This window comes from Caballeronia udeis, assembly GCF_001544555.2.
In the GTDB taxonomy this organism is placed as follows: domain Bacteria; phylum Pseudomonadota; class Gammaproteobacteria; order Burkholderiales; family Burkholderiaceae; genus Caballeronia; species Caballeronia udeis.
The window spans coordinates 35,016-59,367 of record NZ_FCOK02000024.1 but is presented as its reverse complement, the minus strand read 5'-3'; the positions used below and the strand labels follow the sequence as shown (position 1 = coordinate 59,367).

At 61.8% G+C, this 24,352-nt stretch carries 21 protein-coding genes; 10 read left to right on the top strand and 11 right to left on the bottom strand.

Annotated elements, in window-relative coordinates; genetic code table 11:
* Nucleotides 1–53 precede the first annotated feature (53 nt).
* Nucleotides 54–941 carry a phosphonate ABC transporter ATP-binding protein gene (gene phnC, locus AWB69_RS18535; RefSeq protein WP_062087315.1) on the bottom strand — a complete coding sequence of 296 codons (888 nt, stop codon included), beginning with the start codon at nt 939–941 and terminating at the stop codon, nt 54–56.
* A 703-nt stretch (nt 942–1,644) separates the two neighbouring features.
* Between phnC and hpnI the strand changes: the two genes are divergently transcribed.
* The 5 genes from hpnI (at nt 1,645) to AWB69_RS18510 (ending at nt 8,932) form a co-directional block, all read left to right on the top strand.
* Complete coding sequence (gene hpnI / locus AWB69_RS18530; RefSeq protein WP_062087313.1) at nt 1,645–2,910, top strand: bacteriohopanetetrol glucosamine biosynthesis glycosyltransferase HpnI; 1,266 nt, start codon at nt 1,645–1,647, stop codon at nt 2,908–2,910.
* A gap of 40 nt (nt 2,911–2,950) precedes the next feature.
* Nucleotides 2,951–4,372, top strand: a complete 1,422-nt coding sequence (hpnJ, locus tag AWB69_RS18525) for a hopanoid biosynthesis associated radical SAM protein HpnJ (RefSeq protein WP_062087311.1) — start codon at nt 2,951–2,953, stop codon at nt 4,370–4,372.
* Nucleotides 4,369–5,250 (top strand): hopanoid biosynthesis-associated protein HpnK, encoded by an 882-nt coding sequence (hpnK, locus tag AWB69_RS18520; RefSeq protein ID WP_062087309.1) that lies wholly within the window; start codon nt 4,369–4,371, stop codon nt 5,248–5,250. The genes hpnJ and hpnK overlap by 4 nt, the downstream gene beginning before the upstream one ends.
* The gene (locus tag AWB69_RS18515; protein ID WP_062087307.1) at nt 5,247–6,242 is read left to right on the top strand and encodes a lysylphosphatidylglycerol synthase domain-containing protein; all 996 of its coding nucleotides are present in this window, start codon (nt 5,247–5,249) and stop codon (nt 6,240–6,242) included. The genes hpnK and AWB69_RS18515 overlap by 4 nt, the downstream gene beginning before the upstream one ends.
* Before the next feature lie 344 nt (nt 6,243–6,586).
* Complete coding sequence (locus AWB69_RS18510) at nt 6,587–8,932, top strand: bifunctional diguanylate cyclase/phosphodiesterase (RefSeq protein ID WP_062087305.1); 2,346 nt, start codon at nt 6,587–6,589, stop codon at nt 8,930–8,932.
* A 98-nt stretch (nt 8,933–9,030) separates the two neighbouring features.
* On the opposite strand, the gene AWB69_RS18505 is transcribed toward AWB69_RS18510, so the two are convergent.
* The gene (locus AWB69_RS18505; protein ID WP_062087303.1) at nt 9,031–10,590 is read right to left on the bottom strand and encodes a methyl-accepting chemotaxis protein; all 1,560 of its coding nucleotides are present in this window, start codon (nt 10,588–10,590) and stop codon (nt 9,031–9,033) included.
* Between the two features lie 310 nt (nt 10,591–10,900).
* On the opposite strand from AWB69_RS18505, the gene bluB reads away from it, so the two are divergent.
* Nucleotides 10,901–11,575, top strand: coding sequence for a 5,6-dimethylbenzimidazole synthase (bluB, locus tag AWB69_RS18500; RefSeq protein WP_062087301.1), 675 nt, complete (start codon nt 10,901–10,903; stop codon nt 11,573–11,575).
* A gap of 30 nt (nt 11,576–11,605) precedes the next feature.
* Here the strand turns inward: bluB and AWB69_RS50360 are convergent, their stop codons facing one another.
* Entirely contained in the window at nt 11,606–13,156 is a 1,551-nt protein-coding gene (locus AWB69_RS50360) for a methyl-accepting chemotaxis protein (RefSeq protein WP_062087299.1), read from the bottom strand.
* A 265-nt stretch (nt 13,157–13,421) separates the two neighbouring features.
* Nucleotides 13,422–14,366, bottom strand: coding sequence for a DMT family transporter (locus AWB69_RS18490; RefSeq protein WP_231937160.1), 945 nt, complete (start codon nt 14,364–14,366; stop codon nt 13,422–13,424).
* Nucleotides 14,367–14,457: 91 nt separating this feature from the next.
* Here AWB69_RS18490 and AWB69_RS18485 point away from each other — a divergent pair, with 91 nt between their 5' ends.
* From AWB69_RS18485 to AWB69_RS18475, 3 genes are all read left to right on the top strand, one after another.
* On the top strand, nt 14,458–15,369 hold the full coding sequence (locus AWB69_RS18485) for a LysR substrate-binding domain-containing protein (protein WP_062087297.1): 912 nt from the start codon (nt 14,458–14,460) through the stop codon (nt 15,367–15,369).
* A 166-nt stretch (nt 15,370–15,535) separates the two neighbouring features.
* Nucleotides 15,536–16,321, top strand: a complete 786-nt coding sequence (gene garL, locus AWB69_RS18480; protein WP_062087295.1) for a 2-dehydro-3-deoxyglucarate aldolase — start codon at nt 15,536–15,538, stop codon at nt 16,319–16,321.
* Nucleotides 16,257–17,273, top strand: a complete 1,017-nt coding sequence (locus AWB69_RS18475; RefSeq protein ID WP_231937159.1) for a 2-hydroxy-3-oxopropionate reductase — start codon at nt 16,257–16,259, stop codon at nt 17,271–17,273. The genes garL and AWB69_RS18475 overlap by 65 nt, the downstream gene beginning before the upstream one ends.
* Nucleotides 17,274–17,369: 96 nt before the next feature.
* Here AWB69_RS18475 and AWB69_RS18470 read toward each other — a convergent pair whose 3' ends face one another.
* The 5 genes from AWB69_RS18470 to AWB69_RS18450 all read right to left on the bottom strand — a co-directional run bounded on the left by AWB69_RS18470 (nt 17,370) and on the right by AWB69_RS18450 (nt 21,253).
* Nucleotides 17,370–18,143: a transporter substrate-binding domain-containing protein gene (locus tag AWB69_RS18470; protein WP_156528893.1), complete on the bottom strand. Its 774-nt coding sequence runs from the start codon at nt 18,141–18,143 to the stop codon at nt 17,370–17,372.
* Nucleotides 18,144–18,227: 84 nt separating this feature from the next.
* Nucleotides 18,228–18,956, bottom strand: coding sequence for an amino acid ABC transporter ATP-binding protein (locus tag AWB69_RS18465; protein ID WP_062087292.1), 729 nt, complete (start codon nt 18,954–18,956; stop codon nt 18,228–18,230).
* Nucleotides 18,940–19,593 carry an amino acid ABC transporter permease gene (locus AWB69_RS18460; RefSeq protein ID WP_062087289.1) on the bottom strand — a complete coding sequence of 218 codons (654 nt, stop codon included), beginning with the start codon at nt 19,591–19,593 and terminating at the stop codon, nt 18,940–18,942. The genes AWB69_RS18465 and AWB69_RS18460 overlap by 17 nt, the downstream gene beginning before the upstream one ends.
* Nucleotides 19,590–20,339 (bottom strand): amino acid ABC transporter permease, encoded by a 750-nt coding sequence (locus tag AWB69_RS18455; protein ID WP_062087287.1) that lies wholly within the window; start codon nt 20,337–20,339, stop codon nt 19,590–19,592. Before AWB69_RS18455 ends, AWB69_RS18460 begins: the two co-directional genes overlap by 4 nt.
* A gap of 92 nt (nt 20,340–20,431) precedes the next feature.
* Nucleotides 20,432–21,253, bottom strand: a complete 822-nt coding sequence (locus AWB69_RS18450; RefSeq protein ID WP_062087285.1) for an NAD-dependent epimerase/dehydratase family protein — start codon at nt 21,251–21,253, stop codon at nt 20,432–20,434.
* 172 nt (nt 21,254–21,425) lie between these two features.
* On the opposite strand from AWB69_RS18450, the gene AWB69_RS18445 reads away from it, so the two are divergent.
* Complete coding sequence (locus AWB69_RS18445) at nt 21,426–22,172, top strand: FadR/GntR family transcriptional regulator (RefSeq protein ID WP_062087283.1); 747 nt, start codon at nt 21,426–21,428, stop codon at nt 22,170–22,172.
* A gap of 28 nt (nt 22,173–22,200) precedes the next feature.
* On the opposite strand, the gene AWB69_RS18440 is transcribed toward AWB69_RS18445, so the two are convergent.
* Both AWB69_RS18440 and AWB69_RS18435 read right to left on the bottom strand, forming a co-directional pair.
* The gene (locus AWB69_RS18440) at nt 22,201–23,223 is read right to left on the bottom strand and encodes a LacI family DNA-binding transcriptional regulator (RefSeq protein WP_075643941.1); all 1,023 of its coding nucleotides are present in this window, start codon (nt 23,221–23,223) and stop codon (nt 22,201–22,203) included.
* 32 nt (nt 23,224–23,255) lie between these two features.
* The gene (locus AWB69_RS18435) at nt 23,256–24,341 is read right to left on the bottom strand and encodes an ABC transporter ATP-binding protein (RefSeq protein ID WP_062087280.1); all 1,086 of its coding nucleotides are present in this window, start codon (nt 24,339–24,341) and stop codon (nt 23,256–23,258) included.
* Nucleotides 24,342–24,352 lie beyond the last annotated feature (11 nt).

The following is a 24,352-nucleotide window of genomic DNA, read 5'->3' as shown; positions in this document are numbered from 1 at the left end:
CCAGGTTTAGGGGAGTGCTGAAATGGGGGCAAAAACACAATCAGGGCGCACATTCAGGAGCTGGCAGCGGACGCCGACGCAAATGCGGCCGAGCGGGCCGACGCACCTTCCGGACGTGCCGCTGCACGGTCGGCTGGCTTGGCCGCGTCGCGCTGTGCGATCTCCGTGTCGGTCAGCAGTTCTTCGGCCGCCGCACCATAGAGATCGCGCAGCAGGGCCGGCGTGAGACTGGCGGACGGGCCGTCGTAGACCACGCGGCCATCACGCAGCGCCACGGTGCGCGCGCAATATTTCATCGCGACTTCGATCTGATGCAAGGACACCACGACGGTCAACCCGTGGTCCTTGTTCAGCGACTGGAGCAGTTCCATGACACGCCGCGACGACTCCGGATCGAGCGATGCGATCGGTTCGTCGGCGAGGACAATGCGGGCTCGCTGCACCAGTGCACGCGCCAGCGCGGCGCGCTGTTGCTGGCCGCCGGACAAGGTGCTGGCGCGCTCGTTGATGTGGTCGCCAATGCCCATTGCACTGAGCGACGCCACCGCCAGATCGTGCTCGACTCGCGGAAACCGGCCGACAAGACGCCGCCACAACGGCACCCGCGACAACGCGCCAATCAGCACGTTGGTACGCACGGTAAGGCATCCTACGAGATTGAACTGCTGAAAGACAAAGGCGACATCGCGGCGGATCCGGCGAACCTCGCCCGCGACCTTGCCGTTGTGCTGGATGGGCCGGCCGAGCAGCGTGATGTGCGAGGGTGCCGGGTCGGATGCCGTAAAGCCGGCAATGTGCCGCAGCAGCGTGGACTTTCCTGAGCCCGATGCACCGATCAACGCGATCATTTCTCCTTCGCCAACTTTCAGGTCGATGGAGTCGAGTGCCTTGCGGCCATTACTGAACGTCTTGCTGAGACGTTCGATGTGAATTGCATCCATGGTTTCCTCACAATCGCATTTCAAACCTTACAGCTTTGCGACGGATTCTAGGAATGCAACATGACGTAGCAGTGACGCTTGCAAGACGTCTAGATGAATACACAAATCAGAGCAGTCGAAACAGCAGTCGGAACAGCAACGGCAACGGCGCCGCGACGAATGCCATGATCGTGCGAGCGTGGTAAAAACGGAGCGCATACGGTGCACGCACGGAGCACACCGGCGAGTTCGACCGGAATTGGGGGTACGAACCGCTCTCGCGCAGCCTCGAACATGCCTGTGAAGAAACACCATCGAGGGCTGAACGCGCGAGCAGTGAAAAGGGCGCTATCTACTGCCTGTTGCATCGCCTTCAGCTTTGTTGCGCCTAGCGCCTTCCTCGCAATCGTGTCAACAGCCCCTCCGTTTGCGAAAGCGGAGTGAAATTATTCACCCATGATTTTGTCAGTAATACTGTGACAGATTTCATTTGATGACTCGAATCAGTGCACGATATATTTACGGACGACAGCGTTAGGGGTGACTCCGGGTTGACTGCAGGATGACAGCGTCCCATCCGCCGGCACCCACACTGGCACACAACTACGCTTGAACATCGACCGCAGCGGGAGGATCCTCGAATCAAACAGCTCGGTCCACTATCCCGCTAACCGGCCTGTCTTGCCTGAGCGTGACCGGCCACCGATACATGCAGAGGAATAGCATGACCTGGACGCCGCTACCCGTTATCGAATGGATGCTGATTGGCCTCTGCTGCCTCTCATCCGTCTACATAACGGTCGCAGCACTCATGCGTTACGGTTCCCGGCCGTGGGGCATGACGCGCGCCGGAGGCGAGCCGACGATGCACGCCACCATCAGCGTGCTCAAGCCTTTATGCGGCCTCGAGCCACGTCTTTACTCCAACCTCGAAACGTTCTGCCGGCAGACGCATCCGCACTTTCAACTGCTTTTTGGCGTGTCATCGGCGGCCGACCCTGCCGTCGGGGTGGTGAACCGGCTGCGCGAGGCGTACCCAAAGCTCGACATCACGCTCGTCGTCAACGACTCCGTGCACGGCCTCAACCTCAAGGTCAGTAACCTGATCAATCTTGTGCAGCACGCGCGCCACGAAGTCATCGTGATCGCAGACAGTGACATTGCGGTCCCACCGGATTATCTGCATACAGTCTCCGCCCCGCTGCTCTCGGGCCAGGCCGGCCTGGTCACCTGCCTCTATCGCGCGCGGCGGGTAGGCGAAGTGTGGGCGCGGCTCGGTGCGCTTTTCATCGACGAATGGTTCGTGCCGTCGGTGCATGTGGCGCGAGCGGCCGGCGCGCGCCGCTTCGGTTTCGGCGCAACGCTCGCGCTGCGCCGCGAAACCCTCGATGCAATCGGCGGTTTTCATGAACTAAAGGATTGCGTTGCGGACGATTTCTGGCTGGCCGAATACGTGCGAGAGCTCGGCTTGCGCACGCACGTGTCCGAGCTCACCGTCACAACGGACGTGACCGAGCGCGACCTGCCCTCGCTCTGGCTGCGCGAGACCCGCTGGCTGCGCACCATCCGCTCGATCAACCCGCTGGGGTTTGCGTTCCTCTTCATCACCTTCACGTCGCCATGGCTGCTGACAAGCTGGCTGCTGGGCCTCGGTTTCGACTGGAGCGGCGGCGCGTTTGCCGACTCCACCGCCGACATGATCGTCGACCTGAGCACGTCGTTCGGCCTCAGCGCACGGCTGCTCCTGCACTGGAGAACTACCCGCCACTGGCGCTCGTTCTGGCGCGACCTGCCGCTCATTCCGCTGCGCGACCTGCTGTTGTCCGCCGAATGGATCGCGGCGGCGTTCGGCTCGCACGTGATCTGGCGGGGAGCCCGCATCCGGATCGTGCCGCAGGTTGTCACACCGGAGGTCAATCTGACGGACGTGCCCGACAAGCGCTTCGATACCGCCCCCGCGCGTGTTGCGAATCGCGAAGCAAACCAATAAAGCCATTCCATACGGCAAGTCCAAGTTTCAGGAGCAACTTATGAAAACGCTGTTCTTGCAGGCCCCTTCGTTCGATGGTTTCGACGGCGGCGCGGGTTCGCGCTACCAGGCGAAGCGCGAGATCCGTTCGTTCTGGTACCCGACCTGGCTCGCACAGCCCGCCGCACTCGTGCCGGGCAGCCGGGTGCTCGATGCCCCCGCCGACGGCTTGACGGTGGACGCGACCCTCCGGATCGCCGAGGCTTACGATCTGGTGATCATCCATACGAGCACGCCTTCGTTCCCAAGCGATGCGTTGTTCGCCGAGAAGCTGAAGGAGCATAAACCGTCGCTCCTGATCGGCATGGTGGGAGCGAAAGTAGCGGTGGATCCGCTCAATTCGCTGCTCGCAAGCGATGCAATCGATTTCGTCTGTCGCGAGGAATTCGACTTCACCTGTCTGGAAGTGTCCGAAGGCAAACCCTTCGCGCAAATCAAGGGCCTGAGCTACCGGCTTGCCGACGGCTCGATCGAGCATAACGAGGCGCGGCCTATTCTCGAGGACATGGACGCGCTGCCTTTCGTCGCACCGGTCTACAAGCGCGATCTCAAGATCGACAACTATTTCATCGGCTACCTGTCGCACCCTTATGTGTCGATCTATACAGGCCGCGGTTGCCGCTCACGCTGCACCTTCTGCCTGTGGCCCCAGACCGTGGGAGGTCACCGCTACCGGACACGTTCAGTCGAAAACGTGCTGGAAGAAGTGAAGTGGATCAGGGACAACATGCCCGAAGTGAAGGAGATCATGTTCGACGACGACACCTTCACCGACTTCAAGCCGCGCGTGGAAGAGATTGCGCGGGGGCTGGGCAAGCTCGGCGTCACGTGGTCCTGCAACGCGAAGGCCAACGTGCCGTATTCAACGCTCAAGATCATGAAGGAGAACGGCCTGCGTTTGTTGCTGGTGGGCTATGAATCCGGCGACGACCAGATCCTGCTGAACATCAAGAAGGGACTGCGCACGGACATGGCGCGGCGCTTCAGCGTTGACTGCCGCAAGCTCGGCATCAAGGTTCATGGCACCTTCATTCTCGGCCTGCCCGGCGAAACCCGCGAGACAATTGAAAATACCATTCGTTATGCGAAGGAAATCAACCCGCATACCATTCAGGTGTCGCTCGCCGCGCCCTATCCGGGCACCACGCTTTACAAGCAGGCGGTGGACAACGGCTGGCTGGAGGAGAACAAGGTCATCAATCTGGTCAGTGCGGAAGGCGTGCAACTGGCTGCTATCGGCTATCCGCATTTATCGCGTGAAGAGATCTATCACGGGCTCGAAAGGTTCTACAAACAGTTCTATTTCCGGCCGTCGAAGATCTGGGAGATCGTGCGCGAAATGCTGATGAGCTGGGAGATGATGAAGCGGCGCTTGCGTGAAGGAGTCGAGTTCTTCCGTTTCCTGCGCACCCACGAAGCATGAGCCGGTCGCAAGCGGCGACCGGGCCGGCACGACGAGCATTGATTGTGACCGCGGACGACTTCGGACTGCACCCACGCGTGAACGACGCGGTCGAGCGTGCGCATCGAAACGGCGTGCTGACCTCTGCCAGCCTGATGGTCTCGGGCGACGCCGCCGCTGACGCCGTCGAGCGCGCGCGGCGGCTGCCGACTTTACGCGTGGGTTTGCATGTTGTCCTCGCCGATGGCCAGGCAACGTCGCCGCGCAGCGAGATTGCCCAGCTCGTTGATGACCAGGGACGTTTCGGCAACGCGATGGTGCGCGACGGCGTGCGCTTTTTCTTTCTTCCCCGCGTACGAGCCCAGCTGGCTCATGAAATTCGCGCGCAATTCGAAGCGTTTGCCGCGACCGGGCTGCCGCTCGATCACGTCAATACGCACAAGCATTTCCATCTTCACCCGACCGTGCTGTCGCTCTTGCTCGAGATAGGCAGCGAGTTCGGCATGAGGGCAATGCGCCTGCCTTATGAGGCGCGCGGGCCGCTTCTATTGCGGCCCTGGATTTCGCTGGTGCGCGCGCGCCTCGACCGGCGCCGGCTTGCTCACAACGATCACGTAGCGGGTCTCGCGCAGAGCGGGCGAATGGACGAAGCAGCCTTCATCAAGGCGCTAGGCACGCTCCCCGATGGCGTGACCGAGATCTACTGCCATCCCGCCATGCCGGGTGATGACGCGCTCACGCCTTCAATGGCGGACTACCGGCACGCCGACGAGCTTGCTGCACTGGTCTCGCCGCGCGTGGCTGCCGCAATGGACGCCATGGGCCTGCCGCGCGGCGGCTTTCGCGACGTGTTCCCGGCCACTACGTCAGCCGTCAAGCCGGCGTTGCGCGTCCTATGACTGCGGCGCTGCGCTGGCTCGCGTGGGCGCGCTGGCCTCTCGCCATCGGCTTGCTGAGCGTTTTCGCCGTGCACGAGGGTTTCGCCGACGTGCTGCGGGGAATCCGCCAAGCCGGCATCACCATGCTCTGGCTCGTCCCGTTCCACGCGCTGCCCTTGTTACTCGATGCATGCGGTTGGCGGGTTCTCCTCGGCCGCCTCGCGCCGCTGCCCGTCCTGTGGTGGATAGCAACGGTGCGCGAGTCGGTCAGCCGCCTGCTGCCGGCAGCGGGCGTCGGCGGTGAGCTGGTGGGAATCCGGCTAGCGCACTGGTATGTCGCCGACGTGAATCGCGTCAGTGCATCGGTGATCGTGGAAGTGCTGGTGACGGTGGTCGTCCAATATGCGTTCTCCGCACTGGGCTTGTTGCTGCTGGTGGCGACCACTCACGCGTTTGCGGGCGTGCGGCTGATCGGTCTTGCGTTGCTGCTCTCGTCACCGGTCCCCATTGTGTTTTTTATTCTGGTCAGGAGCGGCGGCTTGTTTCAGGCGCTCGAAAGGCATGCGGCCCGCTGGCTCGGACCGTCTCGCCGGTTCCTGTCGAAGCTGGACGGCGCGCGGCTCGACCGGGAAATAGACGCGCTGATGCAGCGCCCGGGCTTGCTTGCCTGCGCTTTCGCGTGGCAGTTGGGCGGTTATATGCTCGGTTCGCTCGAGGTGTACTGGGCGCTCGCATTCTTCGGCCATCCGGTATCGATTGCCAGCGCGCTTGCCGTGGAAGCGCTCACTCAGGCGGTCCGCCACGCGGCGTTTTTCATGCCGGCGGGGCTGGGCGTGCAGGAGGCCGCGATCATGGTGCTCGCCCACATGGCCGGCGTGGACAGGCAAGCGGGCATCGCGCTCGCGCTGGTGAAACGGATGCGCGAAGTGCTGTTTGGCTGTATCGCGCTCGCCGCCTGGCAAGTCGCCGAACTGCGACGCAATGGCCGCAATGGCCGCTCGCGGCTGATCTGAATAATTGAAAGCGAATTTGTCGAACGGGCGGCCTGATTGCTGAACTGTCTGCAATACCGGACAACCGTGGCATTGCTTTGCCTGCGGTAATCGCATGGCGCACGAATAGCGCTTTCTCCCTTCCCTGTAACACTCCCATCCGGCGCCACGCAGGCGCCTTAGTCTCCGAAAGAATACGTTTGGGTAAACATTCTCTTGAGCGCGGCCGCGCAAGGTAAGACAATCCATTTCATCCGATCATAACCGGATCATGTGATTTGATATCCGCGGTAGCTCATACAACTCGGCCCGGCACAGCCGACAGCCTCATTAATTAATAAGGCTGCTAAAACATACCCGAGAACATGCTCACTTCCCTGCTTCCGCCAACCATCACCCCCACGCTCAGACTCTGTTTCCACCGCCGTTCGATGGATCAGCAACGGCCGTTATCAACGGTCACCATGGCCTTTACCGTGGTGGCATTCCTGATCTTCGTCACCGCCCGCTCGCACGTAACCGGTACCTACCTGCCGCTCTGGCCGCGCCTGACATGCGCGCTCGCCATGTTGCTGCTCGTCGCGGCAATCCCGAAGGCGCCGTCCACGTTCATATTCGGCTTGATCGGCGTGCTTTACATCGTGGTGCTGCAGATCGGGATCGTGATCAACGTCGAAGGCGTCGAAAAACCGCTCTTCTGGATGTTGCCGGCCGGCATGGTCATTCCAATCTGCGCGGCGCCGCTGTGGCTGACGCCGCGGCATTTCATCCTGGGAACGATTGCGTTTTATCTCGCCGGGCTGCCCTTTGTCATGGCGGTGCCCTTCACGCATGACGACTACGTCTTGTGCGCCATGTGGGTCGCGATTGGTATCCCGACGGCAACCACGTTTCATTTCTGCTTCTACTGGTTCCGGCTCAACCACTTCCTGCTCGAAGAGAAACTGCTGGCACTCGCCGCGACCGATCCCTTGACCCAACTCCTGAACCGGCGCACTTTTCTCGAGCGTGCGGAACAGATGATGAGCGAGACGAAAGGTCACGAAGAAGTGGTCAGCGTGATCTTCCTGGACATCGACCGCTTCAAGTCCCTGAACGATCAGTATGGCCACGCACAAGGCGACGAAGCGCTGTTGCAAGTCACCACGGTCCTAAATGACGCCGTGCCTGCGGACGCGGTGATCGGACGGCTTGGAGGCGAGGAGTTCGCGGTCCTTATCAAAACGCCCACGCCTGATCGGGCGTCCGCGCTGGCCGACACGCTGCGCATTCTCATAGCGACGATCCAGCGGCCCGACGGTTTTCTCACCGCCAGTTTCGGCGTGGCGCATCGCCGGCAGAATGAGAACGTCACCCAACTGCTCGACCGTGCCGACGAAGCGTTGTTGCGCGCAAAACACGCGGGCCATAACCGGGTATTCGTCGAGCAGGCAAGACGGGTCGAGCGCGTGCGCGCGACTGCCCTTGATGAAGACAACGACACGCGCGTCGACGAGGAGCCGGTCGTGGTCACGCGTTGGGGTGCATTCGATCTCTTCACGCACTATCAGCCGGTCTACAGTTTGTCGCATCAGAAGCAGGTCGGTTTCGAAGCCCTGTTGCGCGGCTTCGACCGGAACGGCACGCCGCTGCAGCCGGACAAGCTGTTCGCGCCGCAGTCGAATCCCGGCATCACCGACCTGGACTCGTTGACCCATCACCTTCATCTGGCGAACGCGCGCAAACGCTTGCCTCTCGACTGCTGGCTGTTCCTGAACGTCGCGCCGTCCACTTTCATCCAGGCGGGTTATGAGCAGACGCTGGCGGCCATCGTGTTCGAAGCGGGACTGGATCCCCGCGGCGTCGTGCTCGAGATTCTCGAGTCCGAAGGCGTGGATGTGGAGGAGCTTGCGCTGGCTGCGTGGCGGTATCGCGGCTGCGGTTTCCTGATTGCAGTCGATGACTTCGGCACGGGCCACTCCAACCTCGACCGCCTGCTGCGCATCCAGCCGGACTTCGTCAAACTGGATGGCGAATTGATCCGCGCGAAGAGCCGTACCTCTGATCAGCCTCTCCTCCCCACCATTGTTTCGCTGCTGCATCGGGCGGACATGCTGGTGGTCGTGGAAGGGATCGAGACGACCGAGGAGCTCATATTGGCGGTTGAATCCAACGTCGATTTCGCGCAAGGGTTCCTGCTGGGCAGACCGAGTGCCACGTTGCCCTCGGCGGCGGCAGTCACGCGGCGCATCGATCATGCATTCGATGTCATTGCCGAAGGCCGGATCGTGCGCACTGCGCGCTTCGAAGCACAGTTGGCGCCTTATCTCACGATGCTCAATACAGCAGCGGCGGCGTTGATGAACGGCGTGAGCATCAGCGACGCCATCGCCCCCATGGCGAAGCTGGAACTGTGCAAACGCTGCTTTGTTCTCGACGATACCGGCCGCATCCTGGGCCAGGAGACTACCGGCCGCGCGGGGTCGGCTGCGGACGTCCGGCTTGGACCGTTGTTCGCTGCGCAATCAGGGCGATGGGATCATCGGCAGTATTACTGGAAGGCCGTGGCTAACATGGGAACAGCCGTGTTCTGCCAGCCGTATTTGTCGCTGACCAGCGGGCGCGCGTCGGTCGGCGTGACCATGGCGTTCATGTGCGACGAGCGCGTGATGGTTGTCGGGAGTGAGCTGGACTGGGCGTCTCCGCATCTCGCCTGGCCCATGATGGAATAGCCCTATAAAGGTAGATAAGGTAGCGGGCGTGAGTGTCAGGTGCACCGGTTATGGGTATGACCTGCGCAGACCTGACGTACTGGATATAAAACCGCCTTTCACGCGGCGGCTTTCAACCGGAACAGCGCTACCGCATCATTCAACTGCCGGCTCTGTTCTTCCAGCGACACCGCAGCCGCCGACGCCTCTTCCACCAGCGCCGAGTTCTGCTGCGTCATCTCTTCCATTTGCGCCACCGTCACATTGACCTGCTCGATGCCGGTGGTCTGCTCGCCCGAAGCCAGACTGATCTCCGCCATGATCGCGCTCACGCGCCTGACCGCGTCCACGACCTCGACCATGGTCGCGCCGGCATGAGCCACAAGCTGGCTGCCGTCCTTCACGCTCAACGTGGAAGTACCGATCAGTTCCTTGATCTCCTTCGCCGCCGATGCCGAACGTTGCGCAAGACTGCGCACCTCGCTGGCAACGACCGCGAAACCCCGGCCCTGCTCGCCTGCCCTGGCAGCTTCCACCGCCGCATTCAACGCGAGGATGTTGGTCTGGAACGCGATCCCTTCAATCACCCCGACAATGCCCACGATCTTGTCCGAGCTGCCCGAGATCGTGTCCATGGTCGCGACCACGCGGTTCACCACGTCCCCGCCGCGCAACGCAATATCCGATGCGCTCGCCGCGAGTTCGCTTGCGTTGCGCGCGTTGTCGGCGTTCTGCCTCACCGTCGCGGTCAACTGCTCCATGCTCGATGCAGCTTCCTGAAGCGACGCGGCCTGTTGCTCCGTGCGTGCCGACAGATCGAGATTGCCGCCCGAGATCGCATGGGCGTCGCGCACGATCGTCTCCGCGCTCGACCGCACTTTGCGCACCGTCTGCGCGAGCCCCTCCTGCATGCCCTTCAACGCGTTGAGCATGTAGCCCATTTCGTTGTTGCGCTGGACCGTCACGGTGCTGGTCAGGTCGCCGGCCGAGATCCGGCCGAAATAATCGACGGCCATGTCGATCGGCCGCACGATCGCCCGGGTCAGTATTCTCTGCGCGAAAAAGCCGATGAAAAGCGCGACGACCGCGGCGGCGCCCAGCGCCCAGAGCATGGCTTTGAAACGCGCATCGGTGGTGTCGAAGCGGGCTTTCTGCCGTTCGACCTGGAAGTTTTCCAGCGCGCTCAGCGCGCTTTGATAATCGGAGAAAAGCGCGGGCGGCGCTTCGCGCTGGGTCGTGAGGAAATCCACCAGGTTGTCCTGGTCGAGCTCGGTCAGCGCCTTCTGGAACACCTGGGCCAGCAGCTGATCCCGCCGCGCCTGCATCGCATCGATCAGCACCTTCTCCGCCGGCACCGGCTCGTGAAGCTTCCGGAAAGCTTCCAGTTCCTTGTTGCTCTCGTTCAGCAGCGCATGCTGCCGGGCGATTTCGCGCTGGGCGGGCTTGCCGGCGCTGATCAGTTGCTCGACTTCGCCGAACCCGGCGCGCAGCAACAGCAAGCGCTCCGAGCTGGTTTTGAGGTGCAGCACCGACGCGGTATCGTCGCGATACATCTCCCTGAGCGCCGAATTGCTGCCGTACAGACCCAGGATGCCCCCCAGGATGACCGCGATGAGCAAGACGGTGTAAATGGCGATTGTCGCGACCAGGCCGCCGCGAATAGTCATGTGTTTGCGCATAAGGGCTAGTCCCCACTGCGTCGCGGTAGTACGCGGCGCAACAGGTCTGTATCCTCCGGATATCTGGGGCGAACCGTGAAGGGAACCACTGGAATCAAGCGTTGATTGACCAGATAACGGCAGCACGCGACACGAAGATTTATCGGAAGGCGACGCGGATGTGGTGAATAACGACATCGGTGCGCGTTCGTGGTGCGTGAGTCATGCTGCGATGGACGTGGGTTGGGAAAACTCCGTTTCCCGGCGATAGACACCGGCCCGGATGTTTGCCCGCTTGTTCGCCCCTGGGACACTTTTTAAGCATGGATGTATGACTGATTCGACCTTCAAGCGTTTTTCCGAGCCCGAGATTGCCGCGGTGTACCGCGCGATCCACGAACGCCGCGACATGCGGCACTTCACCAACGCCCCGATTGCCGCCGATCAAATGGCGCGGCTGATCGACGCCGCGCACCATGCGCCGAGCGTCGGTTTCATGCAGCCCTGGCGCTTCGTCCGCGTGACGGACCGGAACCTGCGCACCGCGTTGCACGACGTCGTTGAAACCGAGCGGCGCGCCACTGCCGAGGTGCTCAACGAGCGCAGCGACGAATTCATGCGGCTCAAGGTCCAGGGCATCCTGGACTGCGGCGAGGTCGTGGTCGTAGGCCTGATGGAGAATCGCGAGCGCCACATCTTCGGCCGCCGGACGCTGCCTGAAATGGACCTGGCATCGGTCGCGTGCGCTATCCAGAACATCTGGCTGGCCGCGCGCGCCGAAGGCCTCGGGATGGGCTGGGTGTCGCTGTTCGACGTAAGTGCGGTTCAACGGCTGCTGCATATGCCTGCGGACGCGAAGCCGGTCGCCATTCTGTGCATCGGGCATGTAGAGCGTTTCTACGACGAACCGATGCTGCAGGCAGAAGGCTGGGCCAGGCGCGTACCCACATCGAATTGCGTGGAGGAGAACCGTTGGCCGGACACGCTTCCCGAGCGGGAGGCATAAGCGGGATGCATGACGCAGTGTCACGTACCGCTACCGCGCGGCGAGCGTGAACAGCGCGACGGCCGCGTTCATCTGTGCCGCCTGCGTTTCAAGCGTTGCCGCCGCGGCGGCAGCCTGTTCGACCAGCGCGGCGTTTTGCTGCGTCACCTGATCCATCTGCGCGATAGCCACATTGACCTGCTCAATGCCGGTGGTCTGCTCCTCGGACGCCGCCGTGATCTCCCGCATGATGTCCGTGACGCGGCCTACCGCGACGATGATGTCGCCCATTGCACTGCCCGCGTTCCTGACCAGCACCGAGCCGTTGCCGACACGCTCCACCGACGTGGTGATCAGATCGCGAATCTCCTTCGCGGCGCCGGCTGAACGTTGCGCCAACGCGCGCACTTCGCTTGCCACCACGGCGAATCCACGCCCTTGCTCGCCCGCTCGCGCCGCTTCAACCGCCGCGTTCAATGCAAGAATATTGGTCTGGAACGCAATGCCTTCGATCACCCCGATGATCTCTGAAATTTGCTTCGAACTACTATTGATACCATCCATGGTCGACACCACGTCGGCTACGACCTGACCGCCGTGACTGGCGGTTTCCGATGCGGTCTGCGCAAGGCCGCTTGCTTGGCGCGCACTATCGGCGTTCTGGCGTACCGTACTCGTCAGTTGCCCGATACTCGCTGACGTTTCCTGCAGCGAAGCCGCTTGCTCCTCGGTCCGCTGCGACAGGTCCATGTTTCCCGACGCAATCTCGCGTGTCCCCACGGCCATCTGCTCCGTGCCGTCGCGTACGCCGCCGACTATTGTGCTCAAGCCTTGTTGCATTGTCGATAACCCCTGTATCAGGCGACCGATTTCATCCTGTCGGCGCGCGATGAGCCGGGTAGCCAGGTTGCCTCCGGCTATCTCCGTGCAAGCCGCCACTGCTGCCCGCAACGGCACGATCACGATCCGCTCCAATGCGACACGCGAGAAGAACGCCAGCACGAGCCCGGCTACAAGCAGCGCCGCAGAGATCCACATGACCGTGTCCGTGCGTTGCTGCGAGGCTTCGAAACGCGCCTTGCCGTGCTCGAACTCCATGGCGACAAGCGGCTGCAGCGCGGCATCATAGGCGTTGAACGCGTCCTTGATCTGGTTCTCGTTGAACTCGCGGATATCGCTCACACGCTTCGATTCCAGCGCGTCCACTGCCGGCAGAAGCGTCTGTTGGACGAGTTGCTCACGTGCATGGTTCGCGGTCTGCATGAGCGTTTGCTCTTCATGGCCGCTGGCAAGTACCGCAAACGTTTTCCATGCGTCATTCGCGCCGTCTATGGCACCCTGGGCGTCACGCAGCAACGCCGCCGCATCCGCATTGCCCGCGCGCGGGTCGTAGTCCTGCAACGCCGTGCGCGCGATCAGCAGGCGGATCGTGTCCTTGGCGAGCAGGTCCAGTCCGTGGGTGTCCTGCATGTAGAGGGCGCGCATGGATGCGTCGGCCGTTCGCGCGGCATAAATACTGTAGCCGCCCGTGGCGGCCAACATGATGGCGAATGCCGCCACCAGGATACTGAGCCACGCCTTGATGCTTACCGCTGTTTTCATCGAATCTCCATACGATGCGCTGCGTCGCGCGAGGACATCGGCCCGTGCCGACCCTCTCCTTACGGCCCGCGGGCGGATAAGTTTAGGCAGGCAGCCGGTTGGAGAAAATGGCGGCGAGGGGCCAGAAACCCTTGTTTTATAAGGCTGGGACGGGCGCAATACGGCGCCGGACGGCGATTCGAAAAATACTCGCTATAAGCGTGGTGACACGCTTGGCTGGTCGTAAGGCGACTGGCCTGTCATTTCCGCCGTCGCGCGTTTCCCCCTACGCTTGCTCCCCGCAGCGTATTGGCCGCGCAATCGCAGGCGCCTGTGCCTGACGTCCCGAGCGAGCGGATTGCAGGATGAACACGCCCAGCAGGATCGCTGCGATTGCGATCACATCGAGCAAACGCAATGGCTCGCTTGCCAGCACACAGCCGATGAACAACGCGACCACCGGCGGGATGTAAGTCACGCCGGCAGCGGCCATTGCGCCCAGACGCTGCACGATGAAGTAATAGAGGAAGTACGCAATCCCGGTGCCCGTGAGGCCAAGGCCAAGCGCAAGCCCCAGCGATGCCCGCCCGTCGTTCAGGATGCGCGTGGCGCCGTGCATGTCCGTGACCAGCAGCAACATGACGAGCGCCGTGCCGATCTGATAGCAGCACAGCGCAACCGGCGGGATGCCCAGGGGGCTGAGGAATTTGCGCGCATACACGAATGAGCAGCCCACGCTGAACGCGCCCCCGAGCATATAGAGCACGCCCGGCAAACTGACCTGCGACGCCCCGCTGGTCCACGGCCGGGCAGCCAGCAGCACACCCACGAAACCCATGAGCATCCCTGCCACGCAGCGGCGGTTCAGCGGCTCCTCGCGCAAGAATATCAACGCGGCAAGAAACGAAAATAGCGGAATGGCGCCGCTGAGCATGCCCGCAACGCTCGAGAGCAGCAACGCGGTTCCCTGCGCAAACGCGAAGTAATAGACGACCGTGGCAAGCAAGGCCATCACGAGAAAATGATGCGCGTGACGCAGATGCCACCACCGCAGCGAGCGGCTCGCGAGCGCCGCCACGAGGACCGGCACAAAGCCGAACAGGACACGCAGCAACACGATCTGGCCCGTGGTAATCCAGACGGCGGCCCATTTGGTGAAGATGAAGCTGGTGCCCCAGATCGCGCCGAGCAGGGCGAAAGCAACGTAGGCGGCGTATTTCATGGCGGTCATGTGAGAGGGTCGATTGGTGAAGCTATTGTCTCCATCGACCAAAACCGTTACAACTGATCTTATCTTCTCCATGGAATAGAAAAACTACGCCATGAACGTCAGCCCTCCATTGAATGCATTGCGGGCATTCGAAGCCGCCATGCGGTTGAATAGTTTTTCTCGTGCAGCCGATGAGCTTTCCGTCACCCCGGGCGCCGTCGCCCAGCAAATCCGGCATCTCGAGGAATGGCTGGGAGTCGCGCTGTTCACCCGGCACATCCGGCGAATCCAGCCCACCGCGGACGGCATCGCGTACGCGGCAAGCGTGCTGCCTCCCCTGCGCGACATTGTCCGGACCAGCGTTGGTCTGCGTGAACGTCATAGCCAAGGGGTCCGGGTGACCATGCCGCCGGGCTTCGCCGCCAAGTGGTTTGCCCCGCGCATGGCGCGCTTTCTGACACGCTATCCGTCAGTTGCCCTGCACGTGAGCTCGTCCACGGCGCTGGCAACTTTCGAGTCCGAACCATTCGATCTGGCTATCCGGCATTTCGACGGCAAAGCGCCGGGCCTCGAAACCCGGCTGCTCTGCGCCGATGCATCGCATGTCTATTGCAGCCCGGAGTACGCGCAACGCCTTGTGCTGCAGCGCCCAACCGACCTGACCCGTGCGACCTTGCTGCGCGATACGTTCCACCCGCACTGGGATGCCTGGCTGACGACGTTCGCCGGGCTCGATCACGCTCACATAGCGGCCATTGCGAGCATTCATGTCGATCAGACCCTGCTGGCGGTCGAGGCCGCCGTCCACGGTCAGGGGGTCTTGATCACGAGCGCCCTGCTCGTTGAAGCGGAAATCGCAGCGGGTACGTTGATCGAACCCTTCGATGCCCATCTTCCGCTGGAGAAGGCGTTTTATATTGTGCACGCGGGTGGCGCCGAGCTACGTGAACCGGTGCGCCTGTTCAAGGACTGGCTTCTCGCGGAGGCAGACGCACAACCCCCGCAGGGTCGCGTGGGCCTATAAAGCAACGGCGCGTATCGTAGGGGAATGCGCGTGAGCGGCGCCCTCAACCCGCCAATGCACTTGCAGTTCCGAAAAGCCTCGATGTAATATGACGTCTGATAACGTATGAGATTGCCGGGATACTTCAGCGTCCAACTCAAGGCGTCAAGCCAGAGGAAACCTAGCCATGACACCGTCTTCGCCTTACCAGTCTTTGCCCAACACGTTTCGCCAGTCGGTCCTGAAGAGCGAAACCCAGATCGGATGCTGGGCCTCGCTCGGCAGCCCGATCACGACCGAACTGCTCGGCATGCTGGGCTTCGACTGGATCCTGCTCGACGCCGAGCACGCACCCAACGACGTCCTCACCCTCATCCCGCAGCTCATGGCCCTCAAGGACAGCCGCAGCGCCCCTGTGGTCAGGCCGCCGGCTAATGACAGCGTGGTAATCAAGCGGCTGCTTGATAGCGGCTTCTTCAACTTCCTGATCCCTTTTGTTGACAGCGCCGCCGACGCCGCCCGCGCCGTCGCCGCGACGCGTTATCCGCCCCAAGGGATTCGTGGGGTGTCGGTGGGTCATCGCGGGAATCGTTACGGGACCGTGACTGATTACCTGAGCACCGCGAACGACAACATTTGCGTCGTGGTCCAGATCGAAAGCCGGACAGCAGTTGATGTAATCGATGAGATCCTTGCCGTCGAAGGCGTTGATGCCGTGTTCCTCGGTCCGTCGGATCTGGCGGCGTCTTATGGACACATCGGCAATCCGAATCACCCGGACGTGCAGCAGGCGATTGCACACGTCTTCGAGCGCGCCCGCGCAGCGGGTAAAGCCAGCGGCACACTGGCGCCCGTGCAGGCCGACGCGGAACGGTATCTGTCGATGGGCTGCCAGGTGATCGCGGTTTGTGCCGACATGGGCCTGCTCAGGAACGCGGCGCAAGCCGTGCAGAAACATTTCATGCAGAAGTAGCAGCACGGAAACCGGACCCTGGCAGGACGCACCCAGACAACTTGTGGAGATTGACATGCAGAAAGCAGGCTTCATCGGTCTTGGCATCATGGGCAAACCCATGGCCGAGAACCTCATCAAGAACGGCGTGGCGCTGGCGGCATTCACCCGCAGCGGCGTACCGGAGACATTGACCCAGGCCGGCGCGCTCGCGTGCGACAGCCCGGCCGCGGTCGTGCGCCAAGCCGACGTCATCTTCGTCATGGTGCCGGATACGCCGGACGTGGAGCGCGTGCTGTTCGGCGAGAACGGCGTGGTCGCCGCGTTGCGCGAAGGCCAGGTCGTGGTGGACATGAGCTCGATCTCGCCCATCGCAACCCGCGAGTTCGCGGCGAAGGTGCGCGAGCGCGGCGCGGACTATCTGGACGCGCCGGTCTCGGGCGGCGAGGTCGGCGCAAAAGCGGCGTCGCTGACGATCATGGTCGGCGGTTCGGAAGCTTCCTTCGACAGCGTGAAACCCCTCTTCGACATGATGGGGAAAAACGTCTCGCTGATCGGCGAAGTCGGCGCGGGACAGGTCTGCAAGCTGGCGAACCAGGTGATCGTCGCGGCGACGATCGAAGCGGTGGGCGAAGCGTTGTTGTTGGCGTCCAAGGCCGGTGTCGATGCGGAGAAAGTGCGCACCGCATTGATGGGCGGTTTCGCCTCCTCGCGCATTCTGGAAGTGCATGGCGAGCGCATGACCAAACGCACGTTCAATCCGGGCTTTCGCATTGAGTTGCATCAGAAGGATTTGAATCTCGCGCTCTCGACGGCGCAGTCGCTTGGCGTGTCGCTGCCCAACACCGCAACCTGCCAGGCGCTGTTCAATGCATGCGCCGCGCATGGCGGCAAGGCATGGGACCACTCCGGCATGGTCCGCGCACTGGAGTATTTGGCCAACCACGAGATTGGTCAGACTCCCCCGGCCTGATCTGCGGCCGGCCAAACAAGTTCGCGAAACAAGTTTGTGAAATACGAAGGGCATCGCGATCAACATCGCGATGCCCTTTTTTCATGCTATGCAGGCTTAACCCTTCGTCACGCTCGCCGGCAAGTCGCGGCCGTGATACTTCTTGTAGATCGCATTGAGCGTGCCATTTTTCTGGTTCGCGCTCACCCAGTTATTGACCCACTCCTTGAGCTTCGGCTCGTCCTTGTTCATCGCAATGCCCAGGTCGAAATCCTTCTGCGGGAACTTCAATTCCAGATTGCGATTCGGCGCGCGCTTGACCATCTCGGCCAGGTTCGACGGCGTGCTGGAGAAGATATCGACCTGCCCGGTTACGACCGATGTGATCAGCGTGGCATCGTCTTCATAGCGCTGGATCTGCGCGCCCTTCGCCATTTGCGTCGTGATGGTGTCGTTGACGGTGGCGCGCGTAAGACCGATTGTCTTGCCGTTCAGGTCCCCGTAATTCTTGACGTTCTCACTTTTCGTCCCGCCCACAATGATCGTGATGACCGCGTAGGGAATCGAGAAGTCGACAACCTTCGCACGCTCAGGCGTAATCGACAGATCCGCTATCACGAGATCCGCGCGCCTGGCCTGCAAGGTCGGCACCCGCGCCGCATTCGTGATCTGCACGAGTTCCAGTTTCACGCCGAGGTCCTTGGCAAGCGCCGCGGCCGTGTCCACATCCGATCCCGCGGGCTGAAGGTTGGCGTCGGCGTAGCTGAAGAGCGGCGTGCCCATTGCGATCGCCACGCGTATCTTGCCCGCTTTCTTGATGTCGTCGAGCTGGTCGGCCATCGCGCTGTGCGCAACGCCTGCCAGCAACAAAGCGGCCACGCAGCCGCGCATGATGAATCTGGATCGGTTGGTCTTCAAAGCAGTCTCCATTCTTATGGTCAGTTCAAAAGATTTCTTTCGAGCCCGGCTTGCACACTACAGCCCGTTGTTCAGGAACGTACGCAATTCAGGCGTCTGCGGTGCGTCGAGCATGTCGCCGCTGCCGACCTCCCACACCTTCCCCTGGTGCATATAAATGATCCGGTCCGCCATGCGCTTGGCGAACGCCATCTCGTGCGTGACCAGCAGCATGGTCATGCCGTCCTTCGCCAGATCCTCCATCACGCGCAGAACTTCGCCAGTCAGTTGCGGATCGAGCGCGGACGTCACTTCGTCGAACAACATGACCTTCGGCGACATCGCGAGCGAGCGCGCTATCGCCACGCGCTGCTGCTGTCCGCCTGAAAGCTGCTCCGGGTACGCATCGGCTTTCTGCGCGAGGCCGACCTGATCGAGCACGCCCATCGCCACGCGGCGCGCTTCGTCGCGTCCGAGTTTCTTTACGTGGCGCAGCGCCAGCATGATGTTTTCTTCTACGGTCAGGTGGGCGAACAGGTTGTAGCTTTGAAACACGATGCCTACTTCGCGGCGCAACTGGTGCAGGTCCACCTTCGGGTCATCGACACGAATGCCGCATACCTCGATCGTGCCCCGGTCGATGGTTTCCAACCGGTCGATACACCGAAGCGCCGTGCTTTTCCCTGAACCGCTCGCACCGATCACGGCGATCATTTCGCCCTTGGCCACGTCCAGCGACACGCCCTTGAGCACCTGGTTCGAGCCGAAGCTCTTATAGACGTCCGCGAGCTTAACGATTGCCGACATTGAGCTTTTTCTCCATCGATTGGCTCCAGCGCGAGAGCGGATAACACAGCACGAAATAGAAAACCCCGACGAGCCCGAACACAAGGAACGGCTGAAAAATCGAGTTGTTGATGATCTGACCGGCGCGGGTCAATTCGACGAAACCGATCACCGAGGCAAGCGACGTCATCTTGATGACCTGCACCAGGAAACCCACCGTTGGAGGCAGCGCAAGACGCAGCGCCTGCGGAATGATCACGAGGCGCAAGGTCTGCCAGCGCGTCAGCGACAGGCATTCGGCCGCTTCCCATTGGGGCTTCGGCATGGCGTCTATACACCCGCGCCAGATGTCGCCGAGATACGCGCTGGTGTACACCATCAGCGCAAGGCCCGCGGCGACCAGTGCGGGCACCTGGAAGCCATACACGGACAAACCGAAGTAGACGATGAACAACAGGATCAGCAGCGGAATGCCCTGAATGGCTTCTATGTAGACCATCGCCGGACGGCTGAGCCAGCGGCGCGGCGAAATGCGCGCGAGCATCACGCCGAAGCCGCCGATGCTGCCCAGCACGAACGCCAGCGCAGAGAGCACGAGCGTCCACCAGATCGAGTGCATGAGATAAAACAGATGTGCCGCAGTGAAACCGCCGGTCATGCCGCACCCCCGGGAATCACTGTATCAATGCGCCCTTGATCGGGCACCGGCTTACCGGCGCGCTCCGCCGCCTGGCGGATGACCCGCCGACGCTTGAACGCGACCTCGCCTACGCCCCACGCAATCAGCTTGATCAACAGCGACAGCGCGAGATAAAGCAGCGCCACGACGATGTACGTTTCGAGCGAACGGAAGGTATCGGATTGCACGGTGTTCGCAGTTGCCGTGAGTTCTTCCGCCGAGATCTGCGACGCGATAGCCGAGGCCTGCATCATCAGCAGGAACTGGCTGGTCAGCGCGGGATACACCTTTTCAATGGATGGTTGAAGCATCACGTGCCAGCCGATCCGCCAGCGCGACAATCCCAGGCATTCGGCCGCCTCTATCTGCCCGCGCGGCACCGATTCGAGACCGGCGCGGATGATCTCGGCCGCATAAGCGCCGATGTTGATCACCATCGCGAGCGCGGCGGCGGCGAAGGTCGGCATGCGCACGCCGAAGCTGGCCAGCCCAAAGTACAACAGGAAGATCTGCACGAGAAACGGCGTGTTGCGCACGGCCTCTATATAGATCGAGCAGAGCCGCGACAAGAGCCGGTTCTTGCCGCGCTTGGCGAACGCCACCAGCGTTCCCAGGATCACACCGAAGAACACCGCTACGGTCGTCATCTTCAGCGTCAGCCAGGCGCCTTTCAGGAAGACGGGCCAGTACGGAAGCAGCGGGCTGAAATCGAGAGAGAAAGTCATCGCAGCAATGCCGGGGTTGTTGCAAGCAGGGGTGGTGCGCCTGGGGTCAGTCTTGCGGGCTTACTCGAAATGAGTCGGACGTGGTTCGGACGTTATTCGAACGGTCCCGTTGTGGTGAACGCCCCGCCCTGCAACACCGCTACGGCACTCCCGGGCTCGGGCGCCGGCTGCGCGTCGATCTTTGCCCGGAAGGGCTCCGACGAATCACGCGGCACGAACCCCAGCTTCGATGCAAACCGGTTGTCCCACCATGTGACCATGTTGTCTGACATCCCGTAGACCACGGTATGACCGACATCGGGCGTAAAGAGGCTGCGTTGCAGGAGGTCAAGCAGGTCATCGTAGCTGAGCCAACTCGCCATCATCCGGCGGTCCTTCGGCTCCGGAAACGCGGAGCCGATACGAATGCTCACCGTCTCGATTCCGTAGCGATCGAAATAGAACTGCGCCACGTCTTCACCAAACGATTTGGACAGGCCGTAATAGCCGTCGGGACGTCTCAGCGCATGCGCGTCGATCTTCTCGTCCTGCCGATAAAACCCGGTCACGTGATTGGAGCTGGCGAAGATGATGCGCTTGACGCCGTGCCGGCGAGCGCCTTCGTAGAGGTTGTAGACCCCTTTGATATTGGCTTCCAGCACCTCTTCGAAGGGCCGTTCCACCGATACCCCGCCGAGATGGATGACCGCGTCGCAACCCGCCACGAGGGCGTCAACGGCCTGCTTGTCCGAGAGATCGCAAGGGATGACTTCCTCATGCGGCGCCCCGTCCAGGGGCAATGCCGCCGACAGGTCCGAGACCCTGACCTTGTCCGCGAACGAGGCCACGCGCGAACGGATGACCTTGCCTACGCCGCCGGCAGCGCCGGTCAGCAACAGGCGTTTAAACGGGACTGCGTGTTCTTGATTGGCCATGTAAGCCTGTCTCCAATAAGCGCGGCTACCGGGAGCTTTCATGCTCCTTTCGATCGGATAAGCCGCTTGATCCGGCTTTTATTGTACGTTGTCATATGACTACAGCGTGCATATAATCATTCGCACATCCGTTTGTCAACTTTGGCGAAACATTATCCCAATCGAGGTAGCCGTGCAGAGACCGACTCGTGCTGTCTTCGAAACCCCGGCGTACCACTCGGTACGGCGCAGCCTGACGACCGAGGTAGTCGATGCGCTGCGCCAGCAGATCGAAACCGACGAGCTCAAGGTCGGCGACCGGCTCGCGACCGAAGCCGAAATGGTCCAGCGCTTCAGCGTGAGCCGCACGGTTGTACGCGAGGCTCTGTCGAAGCTGCAGGCTGCGGGATTCGTGGAGACGCGGCATGGCATTGGCACCTTCGTCTGCGAGGCGCCGGGCAGAGCGCTCTTTCAGCTCGATCCTGCTGACGTGGCGGGTTCCATCGACGCCCTCGCCGTGCTTGAGTTGCGTATCAGCCTGGAGACGGAGAGCGCGGGCCTGGCTGCGGCGCGATGCGATAAAACGCAGATCGCTGCCATGCGGCGCGCGCTGAATGACTTCGAGCGCAACCTGGGCGAGGCGAACGGGACCATCTCGCCCGATATCCGCTTTCACCTGGAAATCGCGCATGCCACGGGCAATCGCTATTTCGTGGACATCATGACCCACCTCGGCACTCACATGATTCCCCGCACCCGCCTCACCGCCACGCAGATTCCGCCCGCCCGGTACGCGGACTATCTGACACGCGTGAATCGCGAGCACGAGCAGATCTGCGATGCTATCGAGCGGGGTGACGCCGACTCGGCGCGTACCGCCATGCGGCTCCATCTGATCAACAGCCGCGAACGGCTGCGGCGGGCGCAGGAAGGTATTTGAGCGCTACGCGACGTTACGTTTCGTTAGCTCATGTCCGCAGTCGTTTGGCTGGAGCGGCGACCGACGCGCGGTTCGTCACGGTCACGGGAAACTCGCGATAGATCGTGTAGGCGGTCCCGTAACACTCGTTGAGCAACCATCGAACGGCGTTCTGCGTGAGGTCGGCGGTCGGTATGTGGACCGAGGTCAGGCCCGGTGCGGAAAACGCCGCGGAATAGTCGTCGTCGTAACCGACTACCGACATCTCGTCCGGCACCGAAATGCCCGCTTGCTGCAAACACGACAAGGCGCCGATCGCCATGGTGTCGTTGGCGCAGAACAGCCCGGTAAACCTTTTCTTCGACGCCAGCAGTTGCTTCGCCGAGTCATATCCGCCGTCCGGCGAAAAGTCCGATTCGATCAACTGGACCTCGGTCCGGTCAATGCCGTTGCGCGCGAGCTCTTCGAAGAATCCTGCGATCCGCGCGTAATTGTCGGAAGCCTGGAAAGGCCCTGAAATCACGGCGATTTTCTTGTGTTTATGTGCAAGCAGCGTCTGCGCCGCCAGCACCCCGCCCCGATGATGATCCGCGCAAAACGACGCCTCCGGCATCTGCGCGAAGTCGCGATTGAGGAACACCATTTTCGGATGCATGCGATGCATCTTGATGAGGTCCTCGTCATGCAGGTCATGGCTCGTCACCACTACGCCATCGCAATCGCGGCCGATCAGGAACTGCACTGCTTCAATCGCCTGGTCGCGCGGCGGGTCGTCGCCGCAGCCCGTCGCCACCACCACATGGCGATGCACCTTGCGCAACTCCATGTCGGTCTGCTTGAGGATCGTGCCGTAGTACGGGCCGAAGAACGTCGGCACGAAGATGCCGATCATGCCGAGCGATTGCGTTGACAGCGCCCGCCCGATCGATGAAGGCCGGAAATTCAATTCGGCAATCGCGGCCTGCACCCGCGCGAGCGCATCGGCTGAAACAGGTCCGCGGCCGGAGATAGCGCGCGATGCAGTGGACATGCCCACGCCGGCAAGAACCGCGACGTCCTTCAGGGTTGCCACTGTTACTCCGTGAATAAAGACTTCATGCTGGCTTAGAGCCGGTCACCGCTGGTTTCGTCGAAGAGCGAAATACGCTTGCTGTCGATCGAAAAGCCCGTGATCTCGTCAACCGCCGCCGTCGCCGTGTCCTGCACGATCGACGCGATTTGGGTGCCATGATAATCGAGCCAAATTACCCGGTGGTTGCCCATGGGTTCAACGAGCGACACCGTGCCGCGATGCTCGAACGCCGGATCGATGGAGACGTCCTCCGGGCGCACGCCGAGCACGCACGGTTGATTCTCCGGCGGTGACTGCAGAAACGAATACGCGGAAACGTCAACGTCGACGTGCTCATTGCGAAACCGCACGCCACCGCCCTCGCGACCGAGCGTCCCTTTCAGCAGGTTCATACCCGGCGAGCCGAGAAACGTGGCAACGAACAGGTTATCCGGATGCGCATAGACCTGCGCGGGCGTGCCGATCTGCTGGATCACACCACCGCGCATGACGGCCATGCGGGTCGCAAGTGTCATTGCCTCGACCTGGTCGTGGGTCACGTAGATCATCGTGGCGCCCAGGCGCTTATGCAGTTGCTTCAGCTCACGCCTGAGTTCCGTGCGCAGTTTTGCGTCGAGGTTCGACAGCGGTTCGTCGAACAGGAACACGTCTGCTTCACGCACGATCGCCCGGCCGATCGCCACACGCTGGCGCTGCCCGCCCGACAGTTGCGCGGGCCTGCGCTTGAGCAACGGGCCAAGCTGCAACATCTCGGCCGCACGCGTGACACGCCGTTCGATCTCGGCTTTGGGCGTGCCGGCAATACGCAAGCCGAACGAGAGATTGCGCTCGACGTTCATGGTCGGATACAGCGCGTAGGACTGGAACACGAGCGCGATACCGCGATCTTTCGGATCGGCCCAGGTCATATCCTGGCCACCTATTTCGATGCTGCCGCCGCTCACATCGATCAACCCCGCAATGCTGTGCAGCAAGGTCGATTTACCGCACCCCGAAGGTCCGAGCAATACGAGAAACTCGCCCGGTTCAACTTCAAGGTCGAGCGACCCGATGATCGTATGGGAGCCAAGCTGGATCTCCAGGTCGCGGATTGAAACGTTCGACATGACTGTAGACATGAATGAGTCCT